The organism is Streptomyces sp. NPDC058671, assembly GCF_042716475.1.
GTDB lineage: Bacteria > Actinomycetota > Actinomycetes > Streptomycetales > Streptomycetaceae > Streptomyces.
Genome location: NZ_JBHXSA010000023.1, coordinates 54,321 through 76,995, shown reverse-complemented (window position 1 = coordinate 76,995; position 22,675 = coordinate 54,321). Strand labels below are relative to the sequence as shown.

Annotated in this window: 18 protein-coding genes; 12 read left to right on the top strand and 6 right to left on the bottom strand. The window is 71.9% G+C overall.

The genetic code is table 11. The annotated features are described in order from the left end of the window. Nucleotides 1-72 precede the first annotated feature (72 nt). Complete coding sequence (locus ACFWV2_RS26010; RefSeq protein WP_384408259.1) at nt 73-1,722, top strand: thiamine pyrophosphate-binding protein; 1,650 nt, start codon at nt 73-75, stop codon at nt 1,720-1,722. Between the two features lie 16 nt (nt 1,723-1,738). Here the strand turns inward: ACFWV2_RS26010 and ACFWV2_RS26005 are convergent, their stop codons facing one another. Further along, on the bottom strand, nt 1,739-3,319 hold the full coding sequence (locus ACFWV2_RS26005; protein WP_384408257.1) for a 4-hydroxyphenylacetate 3-hydroxylase family protein: 1,581 nt from the start codon (nt 3,317-3,319) through the stop codon (nt 1,739-1,741). Between the two features lie 210 nt (nt 3,320-3,529). On the opposite strand from ACFWV2_RS26005, the gene ACFWV2_RS26000 reads away from it, so the two are divergent. The 4 genes from ACFWV2_RS26000 to ACFWV2_RS25985 are packed head-to-tail and all read left to right on the top strand — an operon-like array spanning nt 3,530 to nt 7,046. Beyond that, nucleotides 3,530-4,711 (top strand): acyl-CoA dehydrogenase family protein, encoded by a 1,182-nt coding sequence (locus tag ACFWV2_RS26000; RefSeq protein WP_384408255.1) that lies wholly within the window; start codon nt 3,530-3,532, stop codon nt 4,709-4,711. Nucleotides 4,712-4,743: 32 nt separating this feature from the next. Continuing rightward, entirely contained in the window at nt 4,744-5,172 is a 429-nt protein-coding gene (locus ACFWV2_RS25995) for an SgcJ/EcaC family oxidoreductase (protein WP_384408253.1), read from the top strand. Between the two features lie 33 nt (nt 5,173-5,205). After that, nucleotides 5,206-6,552: an FAD-dependent oxidoreductase gene (locus ACFWV2_RS25990; RefSeq protein WP_384408251.1), complete on the top strand. Its 1,347-nt coding sequence runs from the start codon at nt 5,206-5,208 to the stop codon at nt 6,550-6,552. Between the two features lie 14 nt (nt 6,553-6,566). Further along, nucleotides 6,567-7,046: a MarR family winged helix-turn-helix transcriptional regulator gene (locus ACFWV2_RS25985; protein WP_384408249.1), complete on the top strand. Its 480-nt coding sequence runs from the start codon at nt 6,567-6,569 to the stop codon at nt 7,044-7,046. A gap of 67 nt (nt 7,047-7,113) precedes the next feature. Here the strand turns inward: ACFWV2_RS25985 and ACFWV2_RS25980 are convergent, their stop codons facing one another. The 5 genes from ACFWV2_RS25980 to ACFWV2_RS25960 form a co-directional block, all read right to left on the bottom strand. Beyond that, nucleotides 7,114-8,364 (bottom strand): cytochrome P450, encoded by a 1,251-nt coding sequence (locus ACFWV2_RS25980; RefSeq protein WP_384408247.1) that lies wholly within the window; start codon nt 8,362-8,364, stop codon nt 7,114-7,116. Nucleotides 8,365-8,432: 68 nt separating this feature from the next. Continuing rightward, nucleotides 8,433-9,665, bottom strand: a complete 1,233-nt coding sequence (locus tag ACFWV2_RS25975) for an acyl-CoA dehydrogenase family protein (RefSeq protein ID WP_384408245.1) — start codon at nt 9,663-9,665, stop codon at nt 8,433-8,435. A gap of 44 nt (nt 9,666-9,709) precedes the next feature. Further along, complete coding sequence (locus ACFWV2_RS25970) at nt 9,710-11,083, bottom strand: condensation domain-containing protein (RefSeq protein ID WP_384408243.1); 1,374 nt, start codon at nt 11,081-11,083, stop codon at nt 9,710-9,712. 49 nt (nt 11,084-11,132) lie between these two features. After that, on the bottom strand, nt 11,133-11,348 hold the full coding sequence (locus ACFWV2_RS25965; RefSeq protein ID WP_384408241.1) for an MbtH family NRPS accessory protein: 216 nt from the start codon (nt 11,346-11,348) through the stop codon (nt 11,133-11,135). Continuing rightward, on the bottom strand, nt 11,345-13,129 hold the full coding sequence (locus ACFWV2_RS25960) for a non-ribosomal peptide synthetase (RefSeq protein ID WP_384408239.1): 1,785 nt from the start codon (nt 13,127-13,129) through the stop codon (nt 11,345-11,347). Before ACFWV2_RS25960 ends, ACFWV2_RS25965 begins: the two co-directional genes overlap by 4 nt. A 231-nt stretch (nt 13,130-13,360) precedes the next feature. Between ACFWV2_RS25960 and ACFWV2_RS25955 the strand changes: the two genes are divergently transcribed. The 7 genes from ACFWV2_RS25955 to ACFWV2_RS25925 all read left to right on the top strand — a co-directional run bounded on the left by ACFWV2_RS25955 (nt 13,361) and on the right by ACFWV2_RS25925 (nt 22,663). Further along, nucleotides 13,361-14,659 (top strand): acyltransferase family protein, encoded by a 1,299-nt coding sequence (locus ACFWV2_RS25955; protein ID WP_384408237.1) that lies wholly within the window; start codon nt 13,361-13,363, stop codon nt 14,657-14,659. Nucleotides 14,660-14,851: 192 nt separating this feature from the next. After that, entirely contained in the window at nt 14,852-15,640 is a 789-nt protein-coding gene (locus ACFWV2_RS25950; protein ID WP_384408235.1) for an alpha/beta fold hydrolase, read from the top strand. 213 nt (nt 15,641-15,853) lie between these two features. Next, on the top strand, nt 15,854-17,962 hold the full coding sequence (locus tag ACFWV2_RS25945) for an MMPL family transporter (RefSeq protein ID WP_384408233.1): 2,109 nt from the start codon (nt 15,854-15,856) through the stop codon (nt 17,960-17,962). Between the two features lie 174 nt (nt 17,963-18,136). After that, nucleotides 18,137-19,141 carry a methyltransferase gene (locus ACFWV2_RS25940; protein WP_384408336.1) on the top strand — a complete coding sequence of 335 codons (1,005 nt, stop codon included), beginning with the start codon at nt 18,137-18,139 and terminating at the stop codon, nt 19,139-19,141. After that, entirely contained in the window at nt 19,138-20,382 is a 1,245-nt protein-coding gene (locus ACFWV2_RS25935; protein ID WP_384408231.1) for a cytochrome P450, read from the top strand. The genes ACFWV2_RS25940 and ACFWV2_RS25935 overlap by 4 nt, the downstream gene beginning before the upstream one ends. A gap of 176 nt (nt 20,383-20,558) precedes the next feature. Continuing rightward, nucleotides 20,559-21,230 carry a flavodoxin family protein gene (locus tag ACFWV2_RS25930; RefSeq protein WP_384408229.1) on the top strand — a complete coding sequence of 224 codons (672 nt, stop codon included), beginning with the start codon at nt 20,559-20,561 and terminating at the stop codon, nt 21,228-21,230. After that, complete coding sequence (locus ACFWV2_RS25925) at nt 21,227-22,663, top strand: phenylacetate--CoA ligase family protein (RefSeq protein WP_384408227.1); 1,437 nt, start codon at nt 21,227-21,229, stop codon at nt 22,661-22,663. Before ACFWV2_RS25930 ends, ACFWV2_RS25925 begins: the two co-directional genes overlap by 4 nt. The last annotated feature ends 12 nt before the right edge of the window (nt 22,664-22,675 follow it).

The window sequence follows — 22,675 nt, the reverse complement described above, 5'->3', positions numbered from 1 at the left end:
CGAAGCGCCGCCTCACGCGGCGCTCTCTCCGTGATCAGTAAGTTGTTTCACGCAACCCATGGAGTCACGTCTATGTCCACACTCGCCGAAGCCGTCGGTCAGACCCTCGCCGACAGCGGCATCCGGCACGCGTTCGGGGTCGTGGGCGGCGGGAACATCCTGGCGACCGCCGCGCTCACCACCGCCGGCGTGCACTACACGGCGGCCCGCCACGAGGGCGGTGCCCTGGCGATGGCCGACGCCTACTTCCGGGCGACCGGTGACGTCGCGATCTGCACCACGACCCACGGGCCCGGCATCACCAACACCGTCACGGCGCTGGCGGACGCGGCCAAGAACCGCAGCGGGGTCGTCCTGCTCTGCGGCGACGCGCCGGTGAGCGGCCCGAGGCCGCACGACATCGACCAGAGCGCGCTCATGGCCGCGGTCGGTGTCCGCGTCGTCCGGCTGACCGACCCGGCGACGGCCCGCGAGGACACCGCGGCGGCGGTACGGACCGCCCGCGACGGTCACCGCCCCGTCGCCCTGCTCCTGCCCGGCGACCTGATCGACCAGCCGGTTCCCGACCGCGAACCGCTGAGGGCGCCGGTCGAGGCCGGCGGCCCGGCCGCCCCGGAAGGCGAGGACCTGGAGCCGGTCCTCACCGCCCTGGCCGGCGCGCGCCGGCCGCTGCTCCTCGCCGGGCTCGGGGCCTGGCACGCGGGAGCCGGGAAGGTCATCGGTGAGCTCGGTGACCGCATCGGTGCGCTGTTCGCGACCACCGTCATGGCGGGCGGTCTCTTCCGTGGGAGCCCCTGGTCGCTGGGGATCTGCGGCGGATTCGCGTCACCGTCGGCCGCCGCCCTGATGGGAGAGGCCGATGTGGTCGTCGCGTTCGGGGCGAGCCTGGACACCTTCACCCTGCACGGTGGCCGGATCCTCGACCCCGCGGCCACCGTCGTCCAGGTCGACCTCGCGGGGGGCGGCTGGGCGCAGCGGGCCGATCTCACGGTGCGCGGGGACGCCCACGCCGTGGCGGTACGCCTGCTCGACGCGGTCGAGGAGAGGACACTGCCCGTGTCGCGATGGCGCGACCACCGGGCGGCGGCCGTCGCCGGGGCGCGCGCCGGATGGGCGGCCCTCCCCTCCGAGGACGCGTCAGGCGCCGGCCGGATAGACCCGCGCACCCTGACCCGGGCCCTGGCCGAGCTGCTCCCCGAGGAGCGCACGGTGGTGCTGGACGGCGGGCACTTCATCGCCTGGCCCGCGATGTACTGGCCCGTGCCCGACCCCGCCGGATTCGTGTTCACCGGCGCCGCCTTCCAGAGCATCGGGCTGGGCCTCGCCGGCGCGGTCGGCGCCGCAGTGGGACGCCCCGACCGCCTGACCGTGGCGGCGGCGGGCGACGGCGGCGCGCTGATGGGCCTCCCCGAACTGGACACGCTGGTGCGGTCGGGCCGGCCGGCTCTCGTCGTCGTCTACGACGACGCGGCGTACGGCTTCGAGGAGCACATGTACCTGCCCCAGGGCGCCGACCCGGCGACGACGTCCTTCGCGGACACCGACTTCGCGACGGTGGCCCGCGGGCTGGGCGCCGCCGCGGTCACCGTGCGTTCGGTCGACGACCTGGGCGCCGTGCGGGAGTGGCGGGAGGCGGGCTGCCCGGGCACGCTGGTCCTGGACTGCAAGGTGGTGGCCGGCGTGGTCGCGCCGTTCCTGTCCGACCTGCTGGCACGCGCCTGACGGCGCGGCCGGTGCCTCAGCCGCCGAGCAGCCCGGACCGCGCGTCGCGCAGCTTCTCGAAGGAGTCGAGGTCGGGGACCGTCCAGCCGTCGAGGTCGTACTCGGACAGGCACTGGTCGACGAACGACTTGTAGCCGTCGATCTGCCCGCTCGCCGTCTGCGCGAACAACAGCTCGGCGCGGACGGCCTCGTGGTTCCCGGAGTAGTTGCGCTCGTACAGTTCGTGGCGCCCGCCGAACTCGGTGCCCACCGCGTCCCACAGCAGCTTCAGGACCTTGACGCGCTCGACGGCGTCGATGCCGTTCGACCCCCGCACGTACTTGTCCAGGTACGGACGGATCGCGGGGTTCTTGAAGTCCTCCGCGCTGGAGTTCAGGTAGATCAGTCCGCTCGCGACGTCCTGCTGGATGATCTCCTTGATCCGGGGATAGCCGATCTGCATGAACCAGCGGTACGCCATCCCGTACTCCGGGTTGGGCAGGACCGCCCCGTTGCGCCACTTCACCGGATTGCGCGCGGCGGCGTCGGACAGACCCCAGAACAGGTTCCGCCAGGCGAGGACCTCCCCGATCCGGGTCTGCACGCCCCGGAAGTCCTGCGTGCCGGTGATCTCCAGTGCCTTGGCCAGCGCGCCGGCGATGAACTCCAGCTTCACCGCGAGGCGGATGCATCCGTGGAAGGTGAAGCGCTCCAGGAACCCGGACTGACCCGAGAACATCTGGATCTTGGCCATGTCCCCGTAGACGAACACGTCCTCCCACGGGATCAGGACCTTGTCCATGACGAGGATCGTGTCGTTCTCGTCCAGACGCGACGACAGCGGATAGTCGAACGGGCTGCCCATGACGGCGGCCGTCGCGGTGTAGGACGGGCGGCAGATCAGCTTCACTCCCGGTGCGCCCGTGGGAATCGTGGCGACCAGGGCGAACTCCTTCTTCCTGACCGGGAGCCCGTAGTGCGCGATGAAGTTGTGATGGGTCAGCGCGGAGCCGGTCGCGACCACTTTGGCCCCGCTGACGACCAGGCCCGCGTCCGTCTCCTTCTCCACGTGGACGAAGACGTCGGAGACCTCGTCCGCCGGAAGGCTCCGGTCGACCGGCGGGTGCACGATCGCGTGGTTCCAGTACAGGACCTTCTCCTGCGACTCGCGGTACCAGCGGCGCGCGTTGTCGGAGAACGGCGCGTAGAAATCGGCGTTGGCGCCGAGCGTGCCGAGGAAGGCGGCCTTGTAGTCGGGGCTGCGCCCCATCCAGCCGTAGCTCATGCGGGACCAGGCGGCTATGGCCTTCTGGTCGGCCACCAGGTCCTCGGCGCTGTGGGGCGTGGTGAAGAAGCGGTGGGTGTAGCCGCCGCTGCCGGTGTCCGTCGTGGTGGTGAGGACGCTCTGATGGGCCGGGTCGTGCAGCGCGTCGTACAGGCGGGCTGTCATCCGCACCGGGTTGCGGAAGGCGGGATGCCTGGTGACGTCCTTGACGCGGTCCCCGTAGATGTAGACCTCGCGGTCGTCCTTCAGGCTCTCCACGTACTCGTCGCCCGTCAGGGGGCGCGTGCGGGGTGCCCCCTCCTGGTCTGCCGCGGCGTGCTGCTGATCGGTCATGCGCCTCATCGTGGCAGCCGCCGGACCGGGAGGCTTCTTGCTGCGTGCGGCAGCCGGGCCGCCTCCGCGCCGACGTGCCGAAGTCGCGGCGAGACACCGATTGCGCAATCCGGGAGGTGTCCCGGGGGCGGCCGGGATGTGAGCGTCGGACGCGGAAACGGTCCCGCTTCGACGACCGACACCTCTGTCACCTCCCGGGAGGACCCCACGATGCTCACCGCCGAGATCCCCACGCGCACGGAACTGGTGCAGCGCGCCGGCGAGCTCGCACCGCTGCTGAAGAAGAACGCCGCGCAGGCGGAGGAGGACCGGCGGCTGCAGGACGAGACGATCGAGGCACTGGCCGGGGCGGGCCTGTTCAAGCTGCGCGTGCCCAAGCGCTACGGCGGCTACGAGGCGGACACCCGCACGCTGGTCGAGGTCGCGGCCGAACTCGGCCGCGCCGACGGGGCGACCGCGTGGACCACGTCCGTCTACTGGATCCCCACCTTCATGGCGTGCCTGTTCCCCGACAGCGTCCAGGACGAGGTGTTCTCCACCCCTGACGTGCGCATCTGCGGCACGCTCAGCCCGTCGGCGTTCGCGGCCCCGGCCGAGGGCGGCATCGTCGTCAACGGCAAGTGGGGCTTCGTCAGCGGCGCCCGGCACGCCCACTGGCAGGAGATCATCGCCGTCCAGCCGACGCCCGACGGCCAGCACCTGCCCGTCATGGCGCTCGTGCCGATGTCGGACCTCCAGATCATCGACGACTGGGACACGTCGGGCCTGCGCGGTACGGGCAGTGTCAGCACCGTCGCCCAGGACGTCTTCGTTCCGCAGGAGAGGGTCATCCCCCTCCCGGCGATCCTCCAGGGCCAGTACGCCTCCGAGCTGAACGCGGCGAGCCCCGTCTACCGGGTCCCGCTGCTGCCGGTCGCCGCCGCCTCCTCTGTCGGTACCGCCCTCGGCCTCGCCCGCGCCGCGCGCGACACCTTCCTCGACCGGCTGCCGGGGCGCACCCTCACGTACACCGCGTACGAGACCCAGGCCGAGGCGCCGCTCACCCACCACCAGGTCGCCGAGGCCACCCTCAAGATCGACCAGGCGGAGTTCCACGCCTACCGTCTCGCCGACCTCGTCGACTCGAAGGGCGTCGTCGGCGAGGAGTTCACCCTGGAGGAGCGGGCCCGTGCCCGCGCCGACATGGGGGCCGTCGTCCGCCTCGCCAAGGAGGCCGTCGACATCCTCGCCTCGGCCTCGGGCGGCTCCTCGGTCTACCGCGACGTCCCGATCCAGCGGATCAGCCGCGACATCCAGGCCATCAGCCTGCACGCGCTGATGAACCCGAACACCAACAACGAGCTGTACGGCCGGGTCCTGTGCGGCCTCGAGCCCAACACCCTCTACATCTGAGCCACCCGGCCGATACCCCAGGAGCAGCAGACATGACTACGCAGACCGTCGAGAACACCGCCACCGTGACCGACGAGGACAAGGCCGCCATCGCCGCCCTGCCTCAGCGCATCGTCGAGGCCTGGGCCGCGCACGACGCCGACGCCTTCGCCGAGGTCTTCACCCCCGACGGCTCCATGATCATCCCGGGTGTCTTCCAGAAGGGCCGCGAGTCCATCCGCGCCTTCATGGCCCAGGCCTTCGAAGGCCCCTTCAAGGGCACCCGTGTCACCGGAACCCCGGCCGACCTGCGCTTCGCGAACAGCGAGTCCGGCATCCTGATCACCCAGGGCGGCGTCCTCGCCCCCGGCGAGAGCGAGCCGAGCGCCGAGCGCGCGGTCAACGCCTCCTGGATCGTCGTCAAGCGCGAGGGCCACTGGTTCCTCGCCGCCTACCAGAACACCCCGCGCAGCGCCGCCTGACGGCAACCGAATCCGCGAGAGAGGTTGAGGTCCATGACCAACAGGGTGGGCGAGCGCGCGGTGGTGCTCGGTGCCAGCATGGCGGGTCTCCTGGCCGCGCGTGTCCTCGCCGACTCCTACGACGAGGTCCTCGTCGTGGAGCGCGACGCCGTCACCGGGACGACCACGGCCCGCAAGGGCGTGGGGCAGGGACGCCATGTCCACGGGCTGCTCGCCCGGGGGCAGCAGATCCTCGACGAGCTGTTCCCGGGCTTCACCCGGGAGGCCGTCGAGGCCGGCATCCCCACCGGTGACCTGGGCGAACTGCGCTGGTTCTTCAACGGGCGCCGCCTGAGCCCGGGCACGACCGGCCTGATCTGTGTCTCCGCCACGCGTCCGGTGCTCGAGGGCCGGGTCCGCGAGCGGGTCGCGGCGCTGCCGGGCGTGACCCTCCTGGAGCGGCACGACATCGTCGGCCTCGTCGCCGACGAGGGCCGGGAGACCGTCACCGGGGTCCGCGTCCAGTCGCAGGAGCAGGGCTCGGCGGAGCGGACGATCGACGCCGATCTCGTCGTCGACGCGACCGGCCGCGGATCGCGCACTCCGGTGTGGCTGGAGGAGTTCGGCTACGAGCGCCCCGACGAGGAGCGCATCCGCATCGATCTCAGCTACACCACGCGCAGGTTCCGGCTGCGCGACGAGACGGTGCTGAACGGCGACCTGTCGATCAACCCCGTCTCCTCGCCCAGCCACCGGCGCGGCGCGTTCCTCTCCCGGATCGAGGACGGACTGGTCGTGGTCTCCCTCACCGGCGTACTGGGCGACAGCGCCCCCGCCGACCTGGAGGGCTTCCTCGAGTGGACCAGGACGCTCCCGGTGTCCGACATCCACGACGTCATCCACGACGCCGAGCCCGTCGACGACGGGGCGGTGTTCCGCTACCCGGCCAGCCAGCGCCGCCGCTACGAGCGGCTGTCCCGCTTCCCGGGCAACTTCCTGGTCCTGGGCGACGCCGCGTGCAGCTTCAACCCGGTGTACGGGCAGGGCATGACCGTGTCCGCGCTGGAGGCGCTGGTACTCCGAGAGCACCTCGCCCGGGGCGCGGTGGACCCGACGGCGTTCCTCGCGGACATCGCCGGGACCATCGAACTGCCCTGGCAGCTCTCGGCGAGCGCCGACCTCGGCTACCCCGAGGTGGAGGGCGAGCGCACGCCCGAGTGGGAGGCGGCCGGCACCTACATGGCCGCCCTGCACGCGGCGGCCACTGTCGACGGTGGGATCACCGCCACCTTCATGCGCGTCATGGGCCTGGTCGACACGCCGGACGCGCTCATGAGTCCGGACATGCTGCGGCGTGTCGAGGAGGGCGCGCAGAAGGCCGCGGCGGTGCTCGCCGCCTAGCGGTCCACCGGCCGTTGCCACGACGGAACCCGCTCCGCGTCCGGCGCGGGGCGGGTTCCCACGTTCGAGATCACGGTGTCCACACCGCTCCGACCGACAGGGAGACGACACGACGTGACGCGGGCATCCCGCACCTGTACTACGCGCTGCTCGCCCGGCTGTCGGAGGCACCCGGCGGCCGGATGCGGATGACCGGCCTGGCGGTGCACGCCGACATCACGCGTTCCCGGCTCTCCCACGCCGTCACACGCATGGAGAAGAGCGGCTGGATACGCCGCGACACCTGTCCGTCCGACCGCAGGGGCCACTTCGCCGTCCTCACCGACGAGGGCGCCCTGCTGGTGCGGCGCGCCGCACCCGGCCACGTCGACGCCGTGCGCCGCGGGATCTTCGACCGGCTCACGCCGGAGCAGGCCGCGCGGTTCGGTGAGCTGTGCGGGCTCATCGCCGGGGGGTTCCGTGACGAGGACGGCGACCTGCCCTGGCGGCGCTGAACACCTTCACGACGCGAAGGGGCCGTCAGGACACACGTCCTGGCGGCCCCTTCGCGGGTACGGGCCGTCAGCGGGCGCCCGCGCCCGCCGGCACCCTCGCCGTCAGCCGGACCGGCAGACTGCGGTGGCCGTTCATGATGAAGGTCGGCAGCGGCTGCAGCTCGTCGCGCTCGACGGCCAGCTCCAGGTCCGGGAAGCGCTCGAACAGACGGGACAGGCCGGTCGTCGCCACCAGGCGGGCGATGCCCGCGCCGAGGCAGAAGTGCGGACCGAACCCGAACGACAGGTGCGACTTGTCGGCCCGCGTGAGGTCGAACGTGTCGGGAGCGTCCGCGTGGAGCTCGGGGTCGCGGCCGACACCGGCGTAGTTGACCAGGATCGGGTCGCCCTTGGGGATGGTCACCCCGTCCAGCTCGATGTCCTCCGCCGCGTACCGCAGCGGCAGATGGGCGAGCGGCGACTCGACGCGCAGCGTCTCATCGATCACGTCGTCCCAGGTGGCGCGGCCGGAGCGGACCAGCTCCAGCTGCGAGCGGTCGCTCAGCAGCGCGGTGATCGCGTTGTCGAAGAAGTTGATCGTGGTCTCCGAGCCGGCGCCGAGGATCGCGAAGATCGTGTCCGCGAGCTCGTCCTCGGTCAGCCGCGAGCCGTCCTCGTCGCGCGCGGCGACCAGGTCACTGGTGATGTCCTCGCCCGGTTCGCGGCGCTTCTCGGCGATGAGGTCGGCCATCGCGCCGCGCCAGCCCGCGAGCACGGCCTGGGCCTGCTGCGGCGTGATGGTGGTGTCCACCATGGCGTCGATGACCTTCGCGGTCTTGGCGCGGGCCTCCTCCTCCATGCCGATCAGGTCGGCGACCAGACGCGCCGGCAGCGGGTAGGCGAACCGCTCGCGCAGATCCACCGTCTCGCCGGGCTCCGCCTGCTCCAGGGCATCCAGGAGCTGATCGGTGAGCTCCTCCACGCGAGGGCGGAAGGCCTCGGTGCGACGCGGCGTGAACGCCTTGCCGACGAGCTTGCGCAGCCGCACGTGGTTCTTGCCGTACGCCGTCACCATGTTGTCCATCGCGACCCAGCTGATCAACTCCCAGTCCGGCGGCACCTCGCCGTTGACGAAGGCCGGCCAGTGGTTGCGGGCGCTCTTGGTGACACGCGGGTCGGCCAGCACGCGCTTGATCACGTCGTGACCGTTCAACGACCAGGCGAGCACACCGCCCGGCAGCTCCACCTGGGTCGCCGGGCCCTGGGCCCGCAGGACCGCGGCCTCGGCGTGGATGTCGCGGCCGGCCGTGTCGAGGGCGAAGGGGCAGCCTTGTGCCATGGGTTCTTCCCGATCTGTCAGGAGGGAGGTCTGAGGGCCGCCATGCGGCCAGGGGTGCACGGCGCCGCTCATCGGCCGGCCCCGCCGAAGTGCGCCTGCGCCAGCTCGCGATTGGCGAGCGTCGACAGGAAGACGCCGTTGCCGGCGTGGCTGTGCAGGGTGGAGAGGTCGCGCCAGACGCGTTCCACACGCTCACCGGCGCGCACCGCGCTGGAACCCGCGGTGGGGAACAGCTGGCCCTCGACCGCCCGCCAGGCGAGGCGCACGGCCTCCCGGCTGATGGTGGCCAGCCGCAGCTCCTCCTCGCGGGTGAAGGCCTCCGCTTCGCGCAGACACAGGGCCTGCCACTGCTGCGTGGCGTGCAGCACGGCCGCCTCGGCCGCCGCGATCATGCCGGTGGCCTCGCCGTAGCGGAACTGGAAGTCGGGGTCCTCGGTGCGCGGGACGATGGGGAAGAACGTCGTCGTACGCGTACGCATCAGCTCCTCGTACGCGTCCAGGGCGCCCTTGGCCATGCCGACGGCGAGGACGCCGAGTTCGAGCAGCATGAAACTGAGCGGACCGCCGCCGTACTCGGGGCCGTGCAGGGTCCGGCCAGGCGTCCGGTCGGTGATCGCCATCTGGCTGAGGTGTCCGCCGAGGGTGAAGCGACCGGGGATCCGGCCGCCCTCGATACGGATGCTGTGCGATCCGCTGCCCTTGAGGCCGAGCTGGGCGCCCCAGTCGTCCAGACGCTCGAACTGATCGCGCGGGGCGATGAACAGCATCGGGGCGGGCGGCTGCCCCTCGCCCTGGGCGACCAGGGTGTGGCCGATGAAGTGGGTCGCGTACGGGGCGCCCGAGCAGTAGCTCCAGGTGCCGTCGACGATCCAGCCGCCCTCGCCGTCGGGCCGGGCCGAGCCGGCCGGGGCCACCGTCGCGGGGCAGACGAAGTCACCGCCGGCGAAGAGCTCCGCCTGGGTGGCCTCGTCGAACAGGGTGCCCACCACCAGCGCGTGCGCCGCACCGAAGAGGTACATCCAGCCGGTCGACGGGCACCCCCGCGCCAGTGCCATGGAGACCTTCATGAAGGTCTCGGGGCCGAACTCGTACCCGCCGTACGCGCGCGGCACGAGGATGCGGTAGAAGCCGGCGCGGGCGAAGGCCTCGTGGGTGTCCTCTGCGTAGAAGCCGCGCCGCTCGGTCTCGGCCTGCCGCTCGACCAGGGTCGCGGCGAGGGCCTCGGCCCGGGCGATGATCTCGTCAGGGGTCAGATCGGGCTCCGGGGGAGCCACATGAGCGAAGGGAGCCAGGGTGGTCATCGTCGATCGGTTCCTCTTGCGTCGGAAGGCCCTTCGGCCCGCGGTCAGGACAGCTGGGTCTGCGGCTCGCCGACCAGCGAGCCCAACAGCTCGCGGAACCGGGCCACCAGCTCCACAGCGGTGGACTCGTCGAAGCGGTTGTGGTCGAACTTCAGGCTGCCCGCGAGCTCACCGCTCGGCAGCACGTCCATCGCCCACAGGCCGCCGTCCGGGATGGCCGAGCTGACCTTCTGCGACAGGTGACGGCCGCGGATCTCGGCGAACTCCAGGCCGCCGACCCGGCTTCCCTCCATCGGGAACGCGGTCTGCAGCACCTCGAACGCGACGACGGCGAGGAAACCGTTGGCGAACGGGGCGAGCAGCGCGGGGCTGTCCTCGGCGATCCGGGCGAACGGGATCTCGTGCTGGTAGGCGCCGACACAAGCGGTACGGGCCTGGTCCAGCACGTCGCCCAGGGTGGTGCAGCCGGTGGTGTCGATGTGGATCGGCACGAAGTTGAAGAACGGCCCGACCGAGTCCATGAACCGCTCCTCGTAGCGGCCGGAGGAGAAGGTCGGGAAGACGACGTCGGTGACGCCGGTGCGCTCGCGCAGCAGCGCGCTGTAGGCGGCCGCCATCACCATGAACGGCGTGGAGCGCGTGGCCTTGGCGAACTCGACGACGGCCGAGGACAGCTCCGCGTCGAACACGAAGCGGTGCACGCCGTAGGCGCTCGTCAGGTTCTCGTCGCGCGGCCGGTCGGAGGTGATGCCGGTGATCTCGGCGCCCGCGAGCCGCTCGCGCCAGTACGCGCGGGCGGTGTCCACCCGACCGCTCCCGGCGGTGTCCTGCTGCCAGCGCGCGAACTCCTGGTACTGGGCGACCTCGGCCGTCAGGGCCGGCCGGCCCTCGACCCGGGCCGCGTACGCGGCGGCGAGGTCGCGCATGACGACCTGGAGCGACCAGGCATCGGTGGACGTGTGGTGGGTCGCCAGCACCAGGACCGCGTCGGCCGCGTCGAAGCGGCCCAGAGCGGCGCGCAGGTGCGGAAGCTCGCGCACGTCGAACGGGCGGGCGTCCAGCTCGTTCAGGAACTCCTCGGCGCGCTCGTCCCGCGACGTCTCCCCGTCGGCGTCCAGGTCGCGGACCTCCAGGGCGACCGGGGACGGCGCCCGGACGGCCTGGTGACCGCCCTCCTCGTCGTTCAGGAGCGCGGTGCGCAGCACCTCGTGGCGGACCACGACGTCGTCGAGGGCCTGCTGGAGGGCGGTGAGGTCGATCGCGCCGGAGACCCGCCAGCCACACACCAGGGTGTGACGGTGGCCGAACGCACCGTCCGTCTCGCCCTTGTCGAACGCGCGCAGGAACTCCTGGTTGTACGAGAGCGGAATCCGCTGGTCTCGTCCGGTCGCCTCGGGCGGCGCGGCGGTGATGCTCACAGTGACGGGTCCTTTCGTGGGCATGGGTGGTGCGGGGCGGCCGAGTGGCTCAGGCGGCGTGCGCCGTCCGAGCGGCGTGGCGGGGGCTCGGGGTGCGTTCGATGAAGTCCAGGCACTCGCTGCGGACGGCGGGGCCGTGGGCGATGGGCCAGCCGACGGGAGTGTCGAGGGCTTCGGGCCACCGGGCGTGCGCGCCCAGCGAGTTGACGAGTACGAGGTACGGAGGCGGAGGTGCTCCGTGGTTGCCGGCGTCGTCCGGGGTCATCGGCCCGCTCCCGTCAGCTCGGGCGCTTCCGCGAGGTCCTGGATACGGGCGTCGAGCTCGGCGACCGTCGGATGGTTGAGCACGTCGCCGACCGAGACGTCGAATCCGAGTTCCGCCTCGATGCGGGAGGCGAGGCGGATGGCCTGCAGCGACTCCCCGCCGAGGGCGAAGAAGCTGTCGTCGACGCCCACACCGGGAACGCCGAGCACCCGGGAGAACAGCTCGCACAGCGTGTCCTGCCGGGCGCTGCGAGCCGGGGCGGCGGCCTGGGAGCGGGGCGCGGCGGGGGCGGGCAGCGCCGCGCGGTCCAGCTTGCCGTTGGGGGTCAGGGGCAGTGCGGAGAGTTCGACGAACGCGGCGGGCACCATGTAGTCGGGCAGCACCGCCAGAGCGGCCGCCCGCAGTTCCGCCATGTCCGGACCGGGGGCCTTGGGCACGACGTAGGCGATGAGACGCTTCTCGCCCCCCTCGTGCTCCCGCGCGACGACGGCGACGTGCGCCACGCCCGGCTGACGCGCCAGAACGTGTTCCACCTCGCCGGGTTCCACGTGGAAGCCGCGGATCTTCACCTGGTCGCCGACGCGGCCGGCGAACTCGAGGAGTCCTCCGGAGCCGCGGCGCATCAGATCGCCGGTGCGGTACATGCGGGAACCGGGCGCACCCGGGTCCTCGACGAAGCGCTCGGCGGTCAGGTCCGGCCGGCCGTGGTAACCGAGGGCGAGCCGCTCACCCGCGATGTACAGCTCACCCACCTCGCCGTCCGGCACCGGCCGCAGGTCCCCGTCGAGCAGCCGCGCGTCGACGGTGTCCATCGGGCGGCCGACGGGGATCGCCGCCGCCGGCTCGTAGGGCGCGGTGAGCGTGGCGTACGCGACGAAGGACGACACCTCGGTGGCGCCGTACATCGCTCGGACGACCAGGCCGGGGCAGGCGTCGAGGACGCTTCGCACGGCCGTCGGGGAGATCACGTCACCGCCGGTGAGGACCTCCCGGACCGTCGCGAAGCTGTCCGGCGCCTCCTCGGCGAACAGGCGGAACAGGCCGGCGGTCACGTGCAGCGCGGTGATGCCCTCCCGCGCGATCAGCCGGCGCACGGCGCGCACGTCGAGGTCGCCGGGAGGCGGCAGCACGATCTGTCCGCCGCGCAGCAGCGGGACCCAGACCTCGTACGTGGAGACACCGAAGGCGTACGGCGCGAGGGCCAGGACCCGGCGGTGCGCGTCCCCGTCCCAGCACGTGTCGTCGACCAGGCCCAGGACGCCGCGGTGCGTGACCGCGACCCCCTTCGGCTCGCCGGTCGACCCCGAGGTGTGGATGACGTACGCCGTCGTGTCGGGGCCGCCCGTCACGCCGACGTCGGTGGTGAGGGCCACCGCCGTGCCCCGGTCGGCGGCGGGGAAGAGGACCGCGCTCGTGCGGGGCAGGCCGCGCCGGTCCATCACGGGGTCCGCGAGGAGCAGGGGGGAGCCGGCGCGGTCCATGATCTGCTGCATCCGCTCCAGCGGGTAGGCATCGTGCAGCGGCAGGTAGAAGGCGCCGACCTTGAGCGCGGCCAGCATCGAGACCACGACATCGGGAGAGCGCTCCATCAGTATCGCGACCGGGTCCCCGGGCCGGACCCCGGCCCGCAGGAGGCCGCGGGCGAACCGGTCGGCCCGCTGGTCCAGCTGACGGTAGGTCAGCGTGACGTCGTCCGACGACACCGCCACCGCGTCCGGCGTCCGGCGCGCCTGGTCGGCGAAGCGTGCGTGAATCGAGGTGGAGACCAAGGTGTTGTCCAATCGCTCGTCCCTGCCGACGCGTGGCCCGCACGGAACGGTCAGGTCTGCCGGAACGCTCACACAGCCCGATCGGGCCCTGCATCTCCTGGATTGCCGTCGTGACGCCGCCCGTCCCCGGCCCTGTCCGCGCACGCCGGGCGCGCCCCTCAACACCGCACGGCAGAAGATGGCGCGGAAATTGAGCCACGCCCATCCTGAACGAGCCACCGAGACGTAGAGGAGCTCTCCGCAGTGAATGCCAAGCGGGCCGCGGATCCGGCCCACCAGACCCAGCGTGTCGGGGGACTCGACGGTGTCCGCGCGCTGTGTGCCCTCGGGGTGGCGGGCGTGCACACGTCCTTCGCCGCCGGAGTCATGGGCGCCTACGTCATGCCGCCGGGCAACGAGGCCCTCGCCACCCTGCTGGCCGGTCTGAGGCCGCTGGCCCTGGGACCGTTCTTCGTCCTGTCCGGAATGCTGCTCTACAAGCCGTTCGCCCGCTGGACCCTCACCGGGAGCAAGCGCCCCCAGATCGGTCCGTTCCTCGCCAAGCGCCTCGCGCGGCTGTGGCCTGCGTACGTGCTGCTCGCGCTGGTCTGCGTCTTCCTGCTCAACCTCGACGCCGTCGACGGCCCCTGGTACGTGCTGCGGCCGATCCTGATGCTCCAGGTGTACGACTACACGTGGATCGCCGGCATGGACCCGGCCTGGACCGTCCCGGCCGAGATGCAGTACTACCTCGCCCTGCCCTTGCTCGCCGCGCTGATGCACCGGCTGGCCAAGGGCGTGAGCGACCCGGTGCGCAAGGCGGGCCGCATGATGATCCCCCTCGGGCTCATCACGGTGGGCTCCGCGGTGTGGACGTACTACATCCACCGCCCGGAGATGGGCATCTACCCGCAGGAGTACTGGTGGCCGCTGGCCGTGGGCGGCGCCTTCGCCCTCGGCATGGCGATGGCCGTCCTCCACGTCCTCGCGGAGATCAAGCCGGACCACAAGCCCGCGCTGTACCGGATCGCCGGTGACCACCCGCTCCTCTTCTGGGTCGGCGCCCTGGCCATCTACGCCTTCAACTGCACCCAGCCGTTCGGCCGTCCCGGATACGGCGACTACGAGGGCGTGGGCCTGGCCCTGACCCAGTACTTCCTGTTGCTGGCCTTCTCCTACCTGACGGTCATGCCGCTCTCGATCCCCGGCTCCAGGTCCCGGGTCGTCGACGCGATCGTCGCCAACCCGGTCTCGCGTTACCTCGGGCGGATCTCGTACGGCATCTACCTCTGGCACTTCGCGATCATGTACTTCTGGTTCGAGACGGGCAGCGTGTTCGGTACCGAGCCGGCCCTGATGAACCAGCTCCGCGGCACGATCGGCTTCCCCGAGCTGATGACGGCGGTGCTCGTCGGCAGCATCCTCGCGGCGACCGTCAGCCACTACCTCGTCGAGCGTCCCGTGGTGAACGCCGTCGGCCGGTGGGCCGCCCGCAAGGAGCGCGCGGCCGATCAGGCCACCACCCCGTCGCAGGACTCCTACACGGTCGCCGGACCGCGCTGACCGGCGCGACGCCCGGTACCGGAGCCCGAAGGCCTTGACGGTCTTCGGGCTCTTCCGGTGTGCGCGACCCGGACGAAGCAATTCCGAAGATGCGTGCGCCGCCTCGCCGTCCGCAGGCTGGACGCGTCACATCCCACACCCCGCATCATCGGACCTCCGCCTGCGCACGCGGCCCCGAACTCCAGGAGAACAATGAACACAGTTCAGTCCGCCGACGGCACCACGATCGCCTACGACCGCTCGGGCGAAGGCGAACCGCTCATCCTCATCGGCGGTTCCTTCAGCGAGCGCGCGCATCCGGTCATGGCACAGCTCGCCGGGGAACTCGCCCCCCACTTCACCGTCTACAACTACGACCGCCGCGGCCGCGGCGACAGCGGTGACGCCGCCGAGTACACGGTGGAGAAGGAGATCGAGGACCTCGCCGCGCTGATCGCCGAGGCCGGTGGCTCGGCCAAGGTGTTCGGCATGTCGGTCGGCGGTGCCCTGGCACTGAAGGCCGCGGCCGCCGGTCTGAGCATCACGCAGATCGCCCTCTACGACCCGCCGTACGTCGTCGAGGAGACCGGCCCGCGCCCGCCGGCCGACTTCACCGAGAAGCTCGCCGAGCTCGCCGCGTCGGGCCGGCGCGGCGAGGCGGTCGAGTTCTTCATGGTCGAGGGCATGGGGGCACCGGCCGAGGCCGTCGCCGGCATGAAGTTCGCTCCCTTCTGGCCGGGTCTGGAGGCCCTGGCGCACACGCTGCCGTACGACACCACCCTCCTGGGCAAGGGCTTCGCGCTGCCGTCCGAGGAACTGCGTTCGGTCACGATCCCGGTGCACGTGGTCCACGCCGGTGAGGCCGAAGCGTGGCTGCACGCCTCGGCCAAGGCGGTCGAGGAGACGGTTCCGGTCGCCTCGCGCCACACGCTGGCCGGCCAGGGGATCGCCGTCGACCCGGCCGTCCTCGCCCCCGAGCTGAAGAACTTCTTCACCGGCTGAGACACGACGCCCGCCCGGTGCCGGGCCCGGCGTATCGCCGGGAACGCATCCGGACAGCGCCCGTGGAGCTGTGTTCCACGGGCGCTGACGCGTGCGCGGAACTCCGCAATCCCGAAGATGCCCGTGCGGTTGAACACCCGCCACGATGAACCGTCCCCGCCGCGCGGCCGCTCCGCGCGAGGCCGCGGAACGTCCCCCGAAGGAGAACCCCCCATGCGAGCATGGCTCGAGCGAGGCGCCGTCGTGCCCGGCGGCCGTCGCGGAAAATGGCTCGTCCTCGCGATCTGGCTGATCGCGGTCATGGCGCTCGGCGCGCTGGCCGGAAAACTCGGTGAGGTCCAGGACACCAGCGCCAACGCGTTCCTGCCGCGTGGCGCCGAGTCCGCCCGCGTCAACACGGAGCTGGAGAAGTTCCGTACCGACGAGCTGCTGCCGGCCGTCGTCGTCTACAGCGGGCAGGACGCGCTCGGCGAGGCGGCCCGTGCCAAGGTGGAGGCCGACCGCACCGCCTTCGCGAAGCTCGCCGCCCAGGGCGAGACGGTGTCGCCCGCGATCGCGTCGAAGGACCACAAGGCCCTCATGGTCGTCGTGCCGCTGCTCGGCGAGGAGCAGGCCGACGTCGCCGACACCATCGACAAGCTGCGCGACATCTCGGACGCCCACGCGCCGCCGGGGCTCGACACCCAGGTCGGCGGCCCCGCCGCCTCGATCGCCGACGCCTTCACCGTCTTCGGCACCCTCGACGGCACCCTGATGATGGCCACCGGACTCATCGTCGTCATCCTGCTCCTGCTCACGTACCGCAGCCCGGTCCTGTGGCTCTTCCCCACCCTCGCCGTCGCCTTCGCCTCCGTACTGACCCAGGCCGGCACCTACCTGTTCGCGAAGTACGCGGGCCTCCAGGTCGACCCGCAGAGCTCGGGCGTCCTGATGGTCCTCGTCTTCGGCGTCGGAACGGACTACGCCCTGCTGCTCATCGCGCGCTACCGCGAGGAGCTGCACCGCCACGAGGACAAGCACGAGGCGATGAAGGCCGCACTGCGCCGCTCCGGCTCCGCCATCCTCGCCTCCGCGGGCACCGTCGCGATCGGCCTGGCCTGCCTCGGCTTCGCCGACATCAACTCCTCCCGCTCCATGGGCCTCGTCGGCGTGATCGGCGTCGTCTGCGGCTTCCTCGCCATGATCACGATCCTGCCGACGCTGCTCGTCATCGCGGGCCGCTGGGTCTTCTGGCCGCTCGTGCCGCGCCACGGTGCGGCCGTCCGCGCGTCCCGCCCGTTCTGGGAGCGCGTCGGCACCGCCGTCGCCGCCCGGCCGCGCCGCGCGTGGATCCTGTCCCTGGCCGTCACCGGCGCCCTCGCCCTCTGCTCGTTCGGCCTAGACATGGGCCTGAGCCAGAAGGACTGGTTCCAGACCAAGCCGGAGTCGGTCGTCGCCCAGGAGAAGCTCTCGGCGCACTTCCCGGCGGGCGCCGCCGACCCGGCGACGATCATCGTGAGGACCCCGGACGCGGACGAGGCGGCCCGGGCCGCCGAGGCCACGAAGGGAGTCGTCGGCGTCACGACCGTGGGCCGCACCCCGGACGGCACGCTCACCCGGCTCTCCGCCGTCCTGGAGGGGACCCCCGACAGCGACCAGGCCAAGAACGCGGTCGAGACCCTCCGCGAGAAGACCGACGGACTCGTCGGCGGCACGGCGGCCCAGGCCCTGGACAAGGAGACCGCCACCGCCCGCGACCTCAGGGTCGTGGTCCCGCTCGTCCTGCTCGTCGTCCTGCTCGTCCTCATCTGGCTGCTGCGGTCGCTGGTCGCACCGCTCGTCCTGCTGGCGACGGTCGTCGTGTCGTACTTCGCGGCGCTCGGCGCCGCGAACCTGATCTTCGAGAACGTCATGGGCTACTCCGGCGTCGACTGGACGATCCCGCTCCTGGGCTTCGTCTTCCTGGTCGCACTCGGCATCGACTACAACATCTTCCTCATGCACCGCGTGAAGGAGGAGGTCACCACGCACGGTCACGAGAAGGGTGTCCTGACCGGTCTGGTCACCACCGGCGGTGTGATCACCTCCGCGGGCCTGGTGCTGGCCGCGACCTTCGCGGTCTTCGCCGGGCTGCCGCTGGTCGCCATGGCCCAGATGGGCTTCGTCGTCTGCATCGGCGTCCTGATCGACACCTTCCTGGTCCGTACGGTCCTGGTGCCGGCGCTCGCGCTGGACCTCGGCCCGCGCTTCTGGGCACCGGGCGCCCTGTCCAAGGGCGGCGCGTCCGGCCCGGCGCCGGAGGGGTCCGGAGCCGTCAGGGAGCGTGAGCTCGAGAACGTCTGACGAACCGTCGCCCGCCCGGCGCCGCCGCTGTCCCGACCCGAGGACGGCGGCGGCGCCGCGTCGTGCGCGACCCGGGGCAGCAGCGCAATAAGGGAGATGGGGCGCACGTGCCCGTACGCGACGATGAAGGACATGGGCTCGGAGGAGCCCTCTGACGAGGGAGGACATGCCGTGTTGGGTGACGAGGACGGTACGGCCGCCAAGCTGTGGGCCATGGCGGGTCTGGGCACGCCGATGGCCATACGGACGGCGGCGACGCTGCGCATCGCCGATCACATCGTCGCGGGCCGCCGCACCGCGGCGGAGCTTGCGGAGACGGTCGGCGCGCACGCCGGGGCACTCGACAGGCTGCTGCGGTACCTCGCGGTCCGGGGGGTGCTGGACGTCGACGACGACGGGCGCTACACCCTGACGCCGCTGGGCGAACCCCTGCGTGAGGACCACCCCGCCGGAATCCGCGCCTGGTTCGACACCGAGGGCGCCGGCCGCGGCGAGCTGTCCTTCGTCGAGCTGCCGCACAGCGTCCGCACCGGCGAGGCAGCCTTCCCCGTCCGCTACGGACGCGAGTACTGGGAGGACCTGACCGCCGACGCCGGCCGGGCGGCCTCCTTCAACCAGCTCCTCGGTGCCGACGTGGCCGTGCGGGCCCCCGGCGTCGTCTCCGGGTTCGACTGGGCTTCGGTGGGCCACGTCGTCGACGTCGGCGGCGGCGACGGCTCGCTGCTCACCGAGCTGCTGAAGGCGAACCCGACGCTGCGTGGCACCGTCGTCGACCTCCCCGACGCCGCGCGGGCGGCCAAGGAAAGGTTCACCGACGCGGGTCTCGGCGACCGCGCCGACGCCGTGGCCGGAAGCTTCTTCGACGCGCTGCCCGCGGGGGCGGGCGGGTACGTCCTCTCACTGGTCCTGCACGACTGGGACGACGAGGCCGCCACCGCCATCCTGAGGCGCTGCGCCGAGGCCGCGGGGGACACCGGCTCGGTCTTCGTGATCGAGTCGATCGGTGCGACCGGCGAGGCACCGCACACCGGAATGGACCTCCGCATGCTCTGTGTCTACGGGGCCAGGGAGCGCGGCGTCGCCGAGTTCTCCACGCTGGCCGCGGCCGCGGGACTCGACGTCGCGGCGGTGCATCCCGCCGGGCCCTCGGCGATCATCGAGCTCACCGCCGCCCGATGAGCCGTCCCACATCCGCCGGCGCGATGTCGGTGAAGGAGGCGTTCACCGAGCTGGGCACGGCCCGGGGACGCCAGGACCCCTATCCCCTGTACGAGGCGATCCGGTCCCACGGCGGCACGGCCTGGCTCAAGCCGGGCCGACTCGTCGTCACCGGGTACGAGGAGTGCGACCACGCGCTGCGGGACACGCGCCTGCACGTCCAGGACGCCGCGGGCTACGACGCGACCTCGCCGGGCTGGCGGGACCACTCCTCGCTGCGCGCCTTCACGAGCTCGATGCTCTACAGCAATCCGCCGGATCACACCCGGCTGCGCGCGGTGGCCGGTTTCGCCTTCACCCCGCCGAAGGTCCGCCGGCTCCGGTCGGTCGTCGAGGAGATGGCCGACCGGCTGCTGGACCGCATGGCCCGTCTCGGCGCCGACGGTTCGCCCGTGGATCTGATCGCCGAGTACGCCTCCCGCCTCCCGGTCGCCGTGATCAGCGCCATGCTCGGATTCCCGGAGGAGGACCAGGTGTGGTTCCGCGACATGGCCTCGACCGTTGCCGTCTCCACGGACGGCTTCGGGGACCCCGCCGCCCTGGAACGGGCCGACCGGGCGATGGACGACATGACCGCGTACTTCACCGACCTCGTCGACCGGCGCCGCCGCGACCCGCGCGACGACCTCGTCAGCCTGCTCACGCGGACCCACGACGACGACCCGCGCCGACTCGGCCACGACGAACTGATGGGCACCCTCATGGTGCTGCTCACCGCCGGCTTCGAGACGACGAGTTTCCTCATCGGCCACGGCGCGATGCTCGCCATGGAGCGGACCTCCCTCGCCGGACGGCTCCGCACGGAGCCGGACTTCGCCCCGGCCTACGTCGAGGAGATCCTCCGCTTCGAGCCGCCCGTGCACGTCACCAGCCGCCGGGCCGCCGCCGACACCGAACTGTTCGGCACCCCTGTCCCCGCCGGCACCCGGCTGACCCTGGTCCTGGCCGCCGCCAACCGCGACCCGCGGCGCTTCGCCGACCCCGCCCGCTTCGACCCGGACCGCCCCGGCAACCGGCCCCTGAGCTTCGGGGCCGGCGGACACTTCTGTCTGGGCGCCCCGTTGGCCCGTCTGGAGGCCGCGCTCGCGCTGCCCCGGCTCTTCGCCCGGTTCCCGGGCCTGACCGCCACCGAGCCGCCCGTGTACCGCGACCGCTGGGTCGTCCGCGGCCTGGACACCTTCCCCGTCGTGGTCGCCGCCTGAGGAGAGGGGGCCAGTACCAGGTTCCGGCCCGTAGATCCATCAAGCATTTACGAAGATGCTTCGAGCGGCGGCGAGACATGACGATTTAGGGGAGTCAAGGGTCGAGAGAGCGGCTGGGAACGCGCCGTGCCCGGGTCCCTCTGGCGTCGGCCGGATCCTTCGTAAGGAGACACCTCGTGACAGCACGTCTGAAGATCCTCGCCATCAACGGGTCGGAACGCGACGGCAACACCGCCGACGTCCTCCGGCACGCGGCCGAGACCGCCGAACAGCGCGATGTCGACTTCGAGGTCGTCGACCTGCGGAACACCTGGATGGAGCGCTGCGGACCCTGCGGCGACTGCAACGACCGCACGATCGCCTGCGAGCTGGGCGACGGAGTGTCCGGTGTGGTGCAGAAGATGATCGAGGCGGACGGGATCGTCTTCGCCGCCCCCGTGCACGGGTTCGGCACCGCGAGCCTCATGCAGACGTTCATCGAGCGCGCGGGTGTCGGCTATCTGCGCTTCGACCGGCCGCTGAGCAACAAGGTCGCGGGGATCATCTCCGTCGCCCGCCGCTACAGCGCCGGCGAGGTGTGGGCCCAGCTCACCGTCAACGCCCTGCTCAACCGGATGATCGTGGTCGGCAGCGGATTCCCCGCGACGGTCCACGCGCTGCACCGCGGCGACGCGCTCAAGGACGACGAAGGTCTCAAGAACGTCTCGCGCATGATCGACCGCATGGTCGACATGATCCAGCTGCTCGACGAGCACCGCCGGCTGACCGGCCGCGACGACCTGCTGCCCTCCGGCGACGCCAACGAGCGGGTGGGGCTGGCCCTGAACGAGACGAAGGTGCCGGCGTGACCACCGCGCCCCCGTTCCCCGTCCGCGAGGGCCCGGGTCCGGACGACTTCCTCGACGCGTACGAGGAGGTCAGCCGCGCCTTCTACGACTCCTCCCTGTCCGACGCCGAACTGGCCCGCTGGCGCGGCGAGCGGCTGTCCGGCGTCCTGCGCCACGTCACCGAGCGCTCACCGTTCTACCGTCGCCATCTCGCGGGAGCGGACATCGAGGCCGTCACCCCCGAGGACCTGTCGTCGCTGCCCTTCACCACCAAGGACGACCTGCGCCGCGAGATGTACGACGTCCTGTCGGGCCCGCTCTCCGAGGCGAGCATCTACTACGAGACCAACGGGACCACCGGCGCTGCCACCCCCTGCCCGCGCGGGGCCAAGGACATCGTCACCTCCAACGCCGCCGTCGAGGAGTCCTGGCGGCGCATGTTCCGCGCCCGCTTCGGCGACCGGATGCCGGTGGTCGGCCTCATGGGCCCCTCCGAGCTGTACGCCTTCGGCGACGTGTTCACCGCCGTCGCCGGCTCCCTGGGCGCCTGCCACGTCAAGATCTGGCCGGAGTCGCCCCGGGTCGGCTTCCGCAAGGCGCTGCGCCTGATCGAGGAGCTCGGCGTCGAAGTCGTCGTGTGCGCGCCCGCGCTGTGTCTGAGCCTGGCCAAGGCCGCGCTGCACTACGGGTACGACCTCGCCCGGCTGCCGGTGAAGCTGTTCCTCGTGCTCGGCGAGATCTGCACCCCGCAGTTCGCCGCCAACGTCTCGACCGTGTGGCCGCACGCCGTGGTCCGTCCCGCGCTGTACGGATCCCAGGAGGCGCTGTGCATCGCCACCGGGGCCGACAACGGCCGGCTCCACCTGTCGGTGCCCAACTACCTGGCCGAGCTGATCGATCCGGAGACCGGAGCCGTCCTCGGTGACGCCGGCGAGGGCGAACTGACGCTGACCATGCTGGTCGACGGCATCAAGCCGCTGATCCGCTACCGCACCGGCGACCTGGTCCGCATCACCCCCGCACCGCCGGGTTCGCCGCTGCCCGGACCCGTGGTCGACGTCGTCGGCCGGGTCGCCGACCGGATCCCGCTGGGCGGAGCCCTGCTGTACCCCGGTGAGCTGGAGGCCGCGATCCTCGACGGCGTACGCGGCTGCCTGGGGTACCAGGTGGTCGTCGACCACTCGGTCGGCGGCGAGGACGAGGTCACCGTACGCATGGACCTGCTGCCCGGCTCCGCCGACGCGGACGCCACCGCCGCGGCCGTGGCCGGGCGGCTGCGCGCGCTCACCGGTGCCGTCGTCCGTGTCGTCGTCGACAGCGACCTCGACCCGGTGACACACACCGGCTCGTTCGTGAGCTGGAAGGCAGCCAGGGTGCTCGACCTGCGGTCGGGTCCCGACAGTGCGGTCGAGACCGCCCGGCAGGTCGCGCACCGCTACGCGATCACCACCTGAGCCCGAAGGACC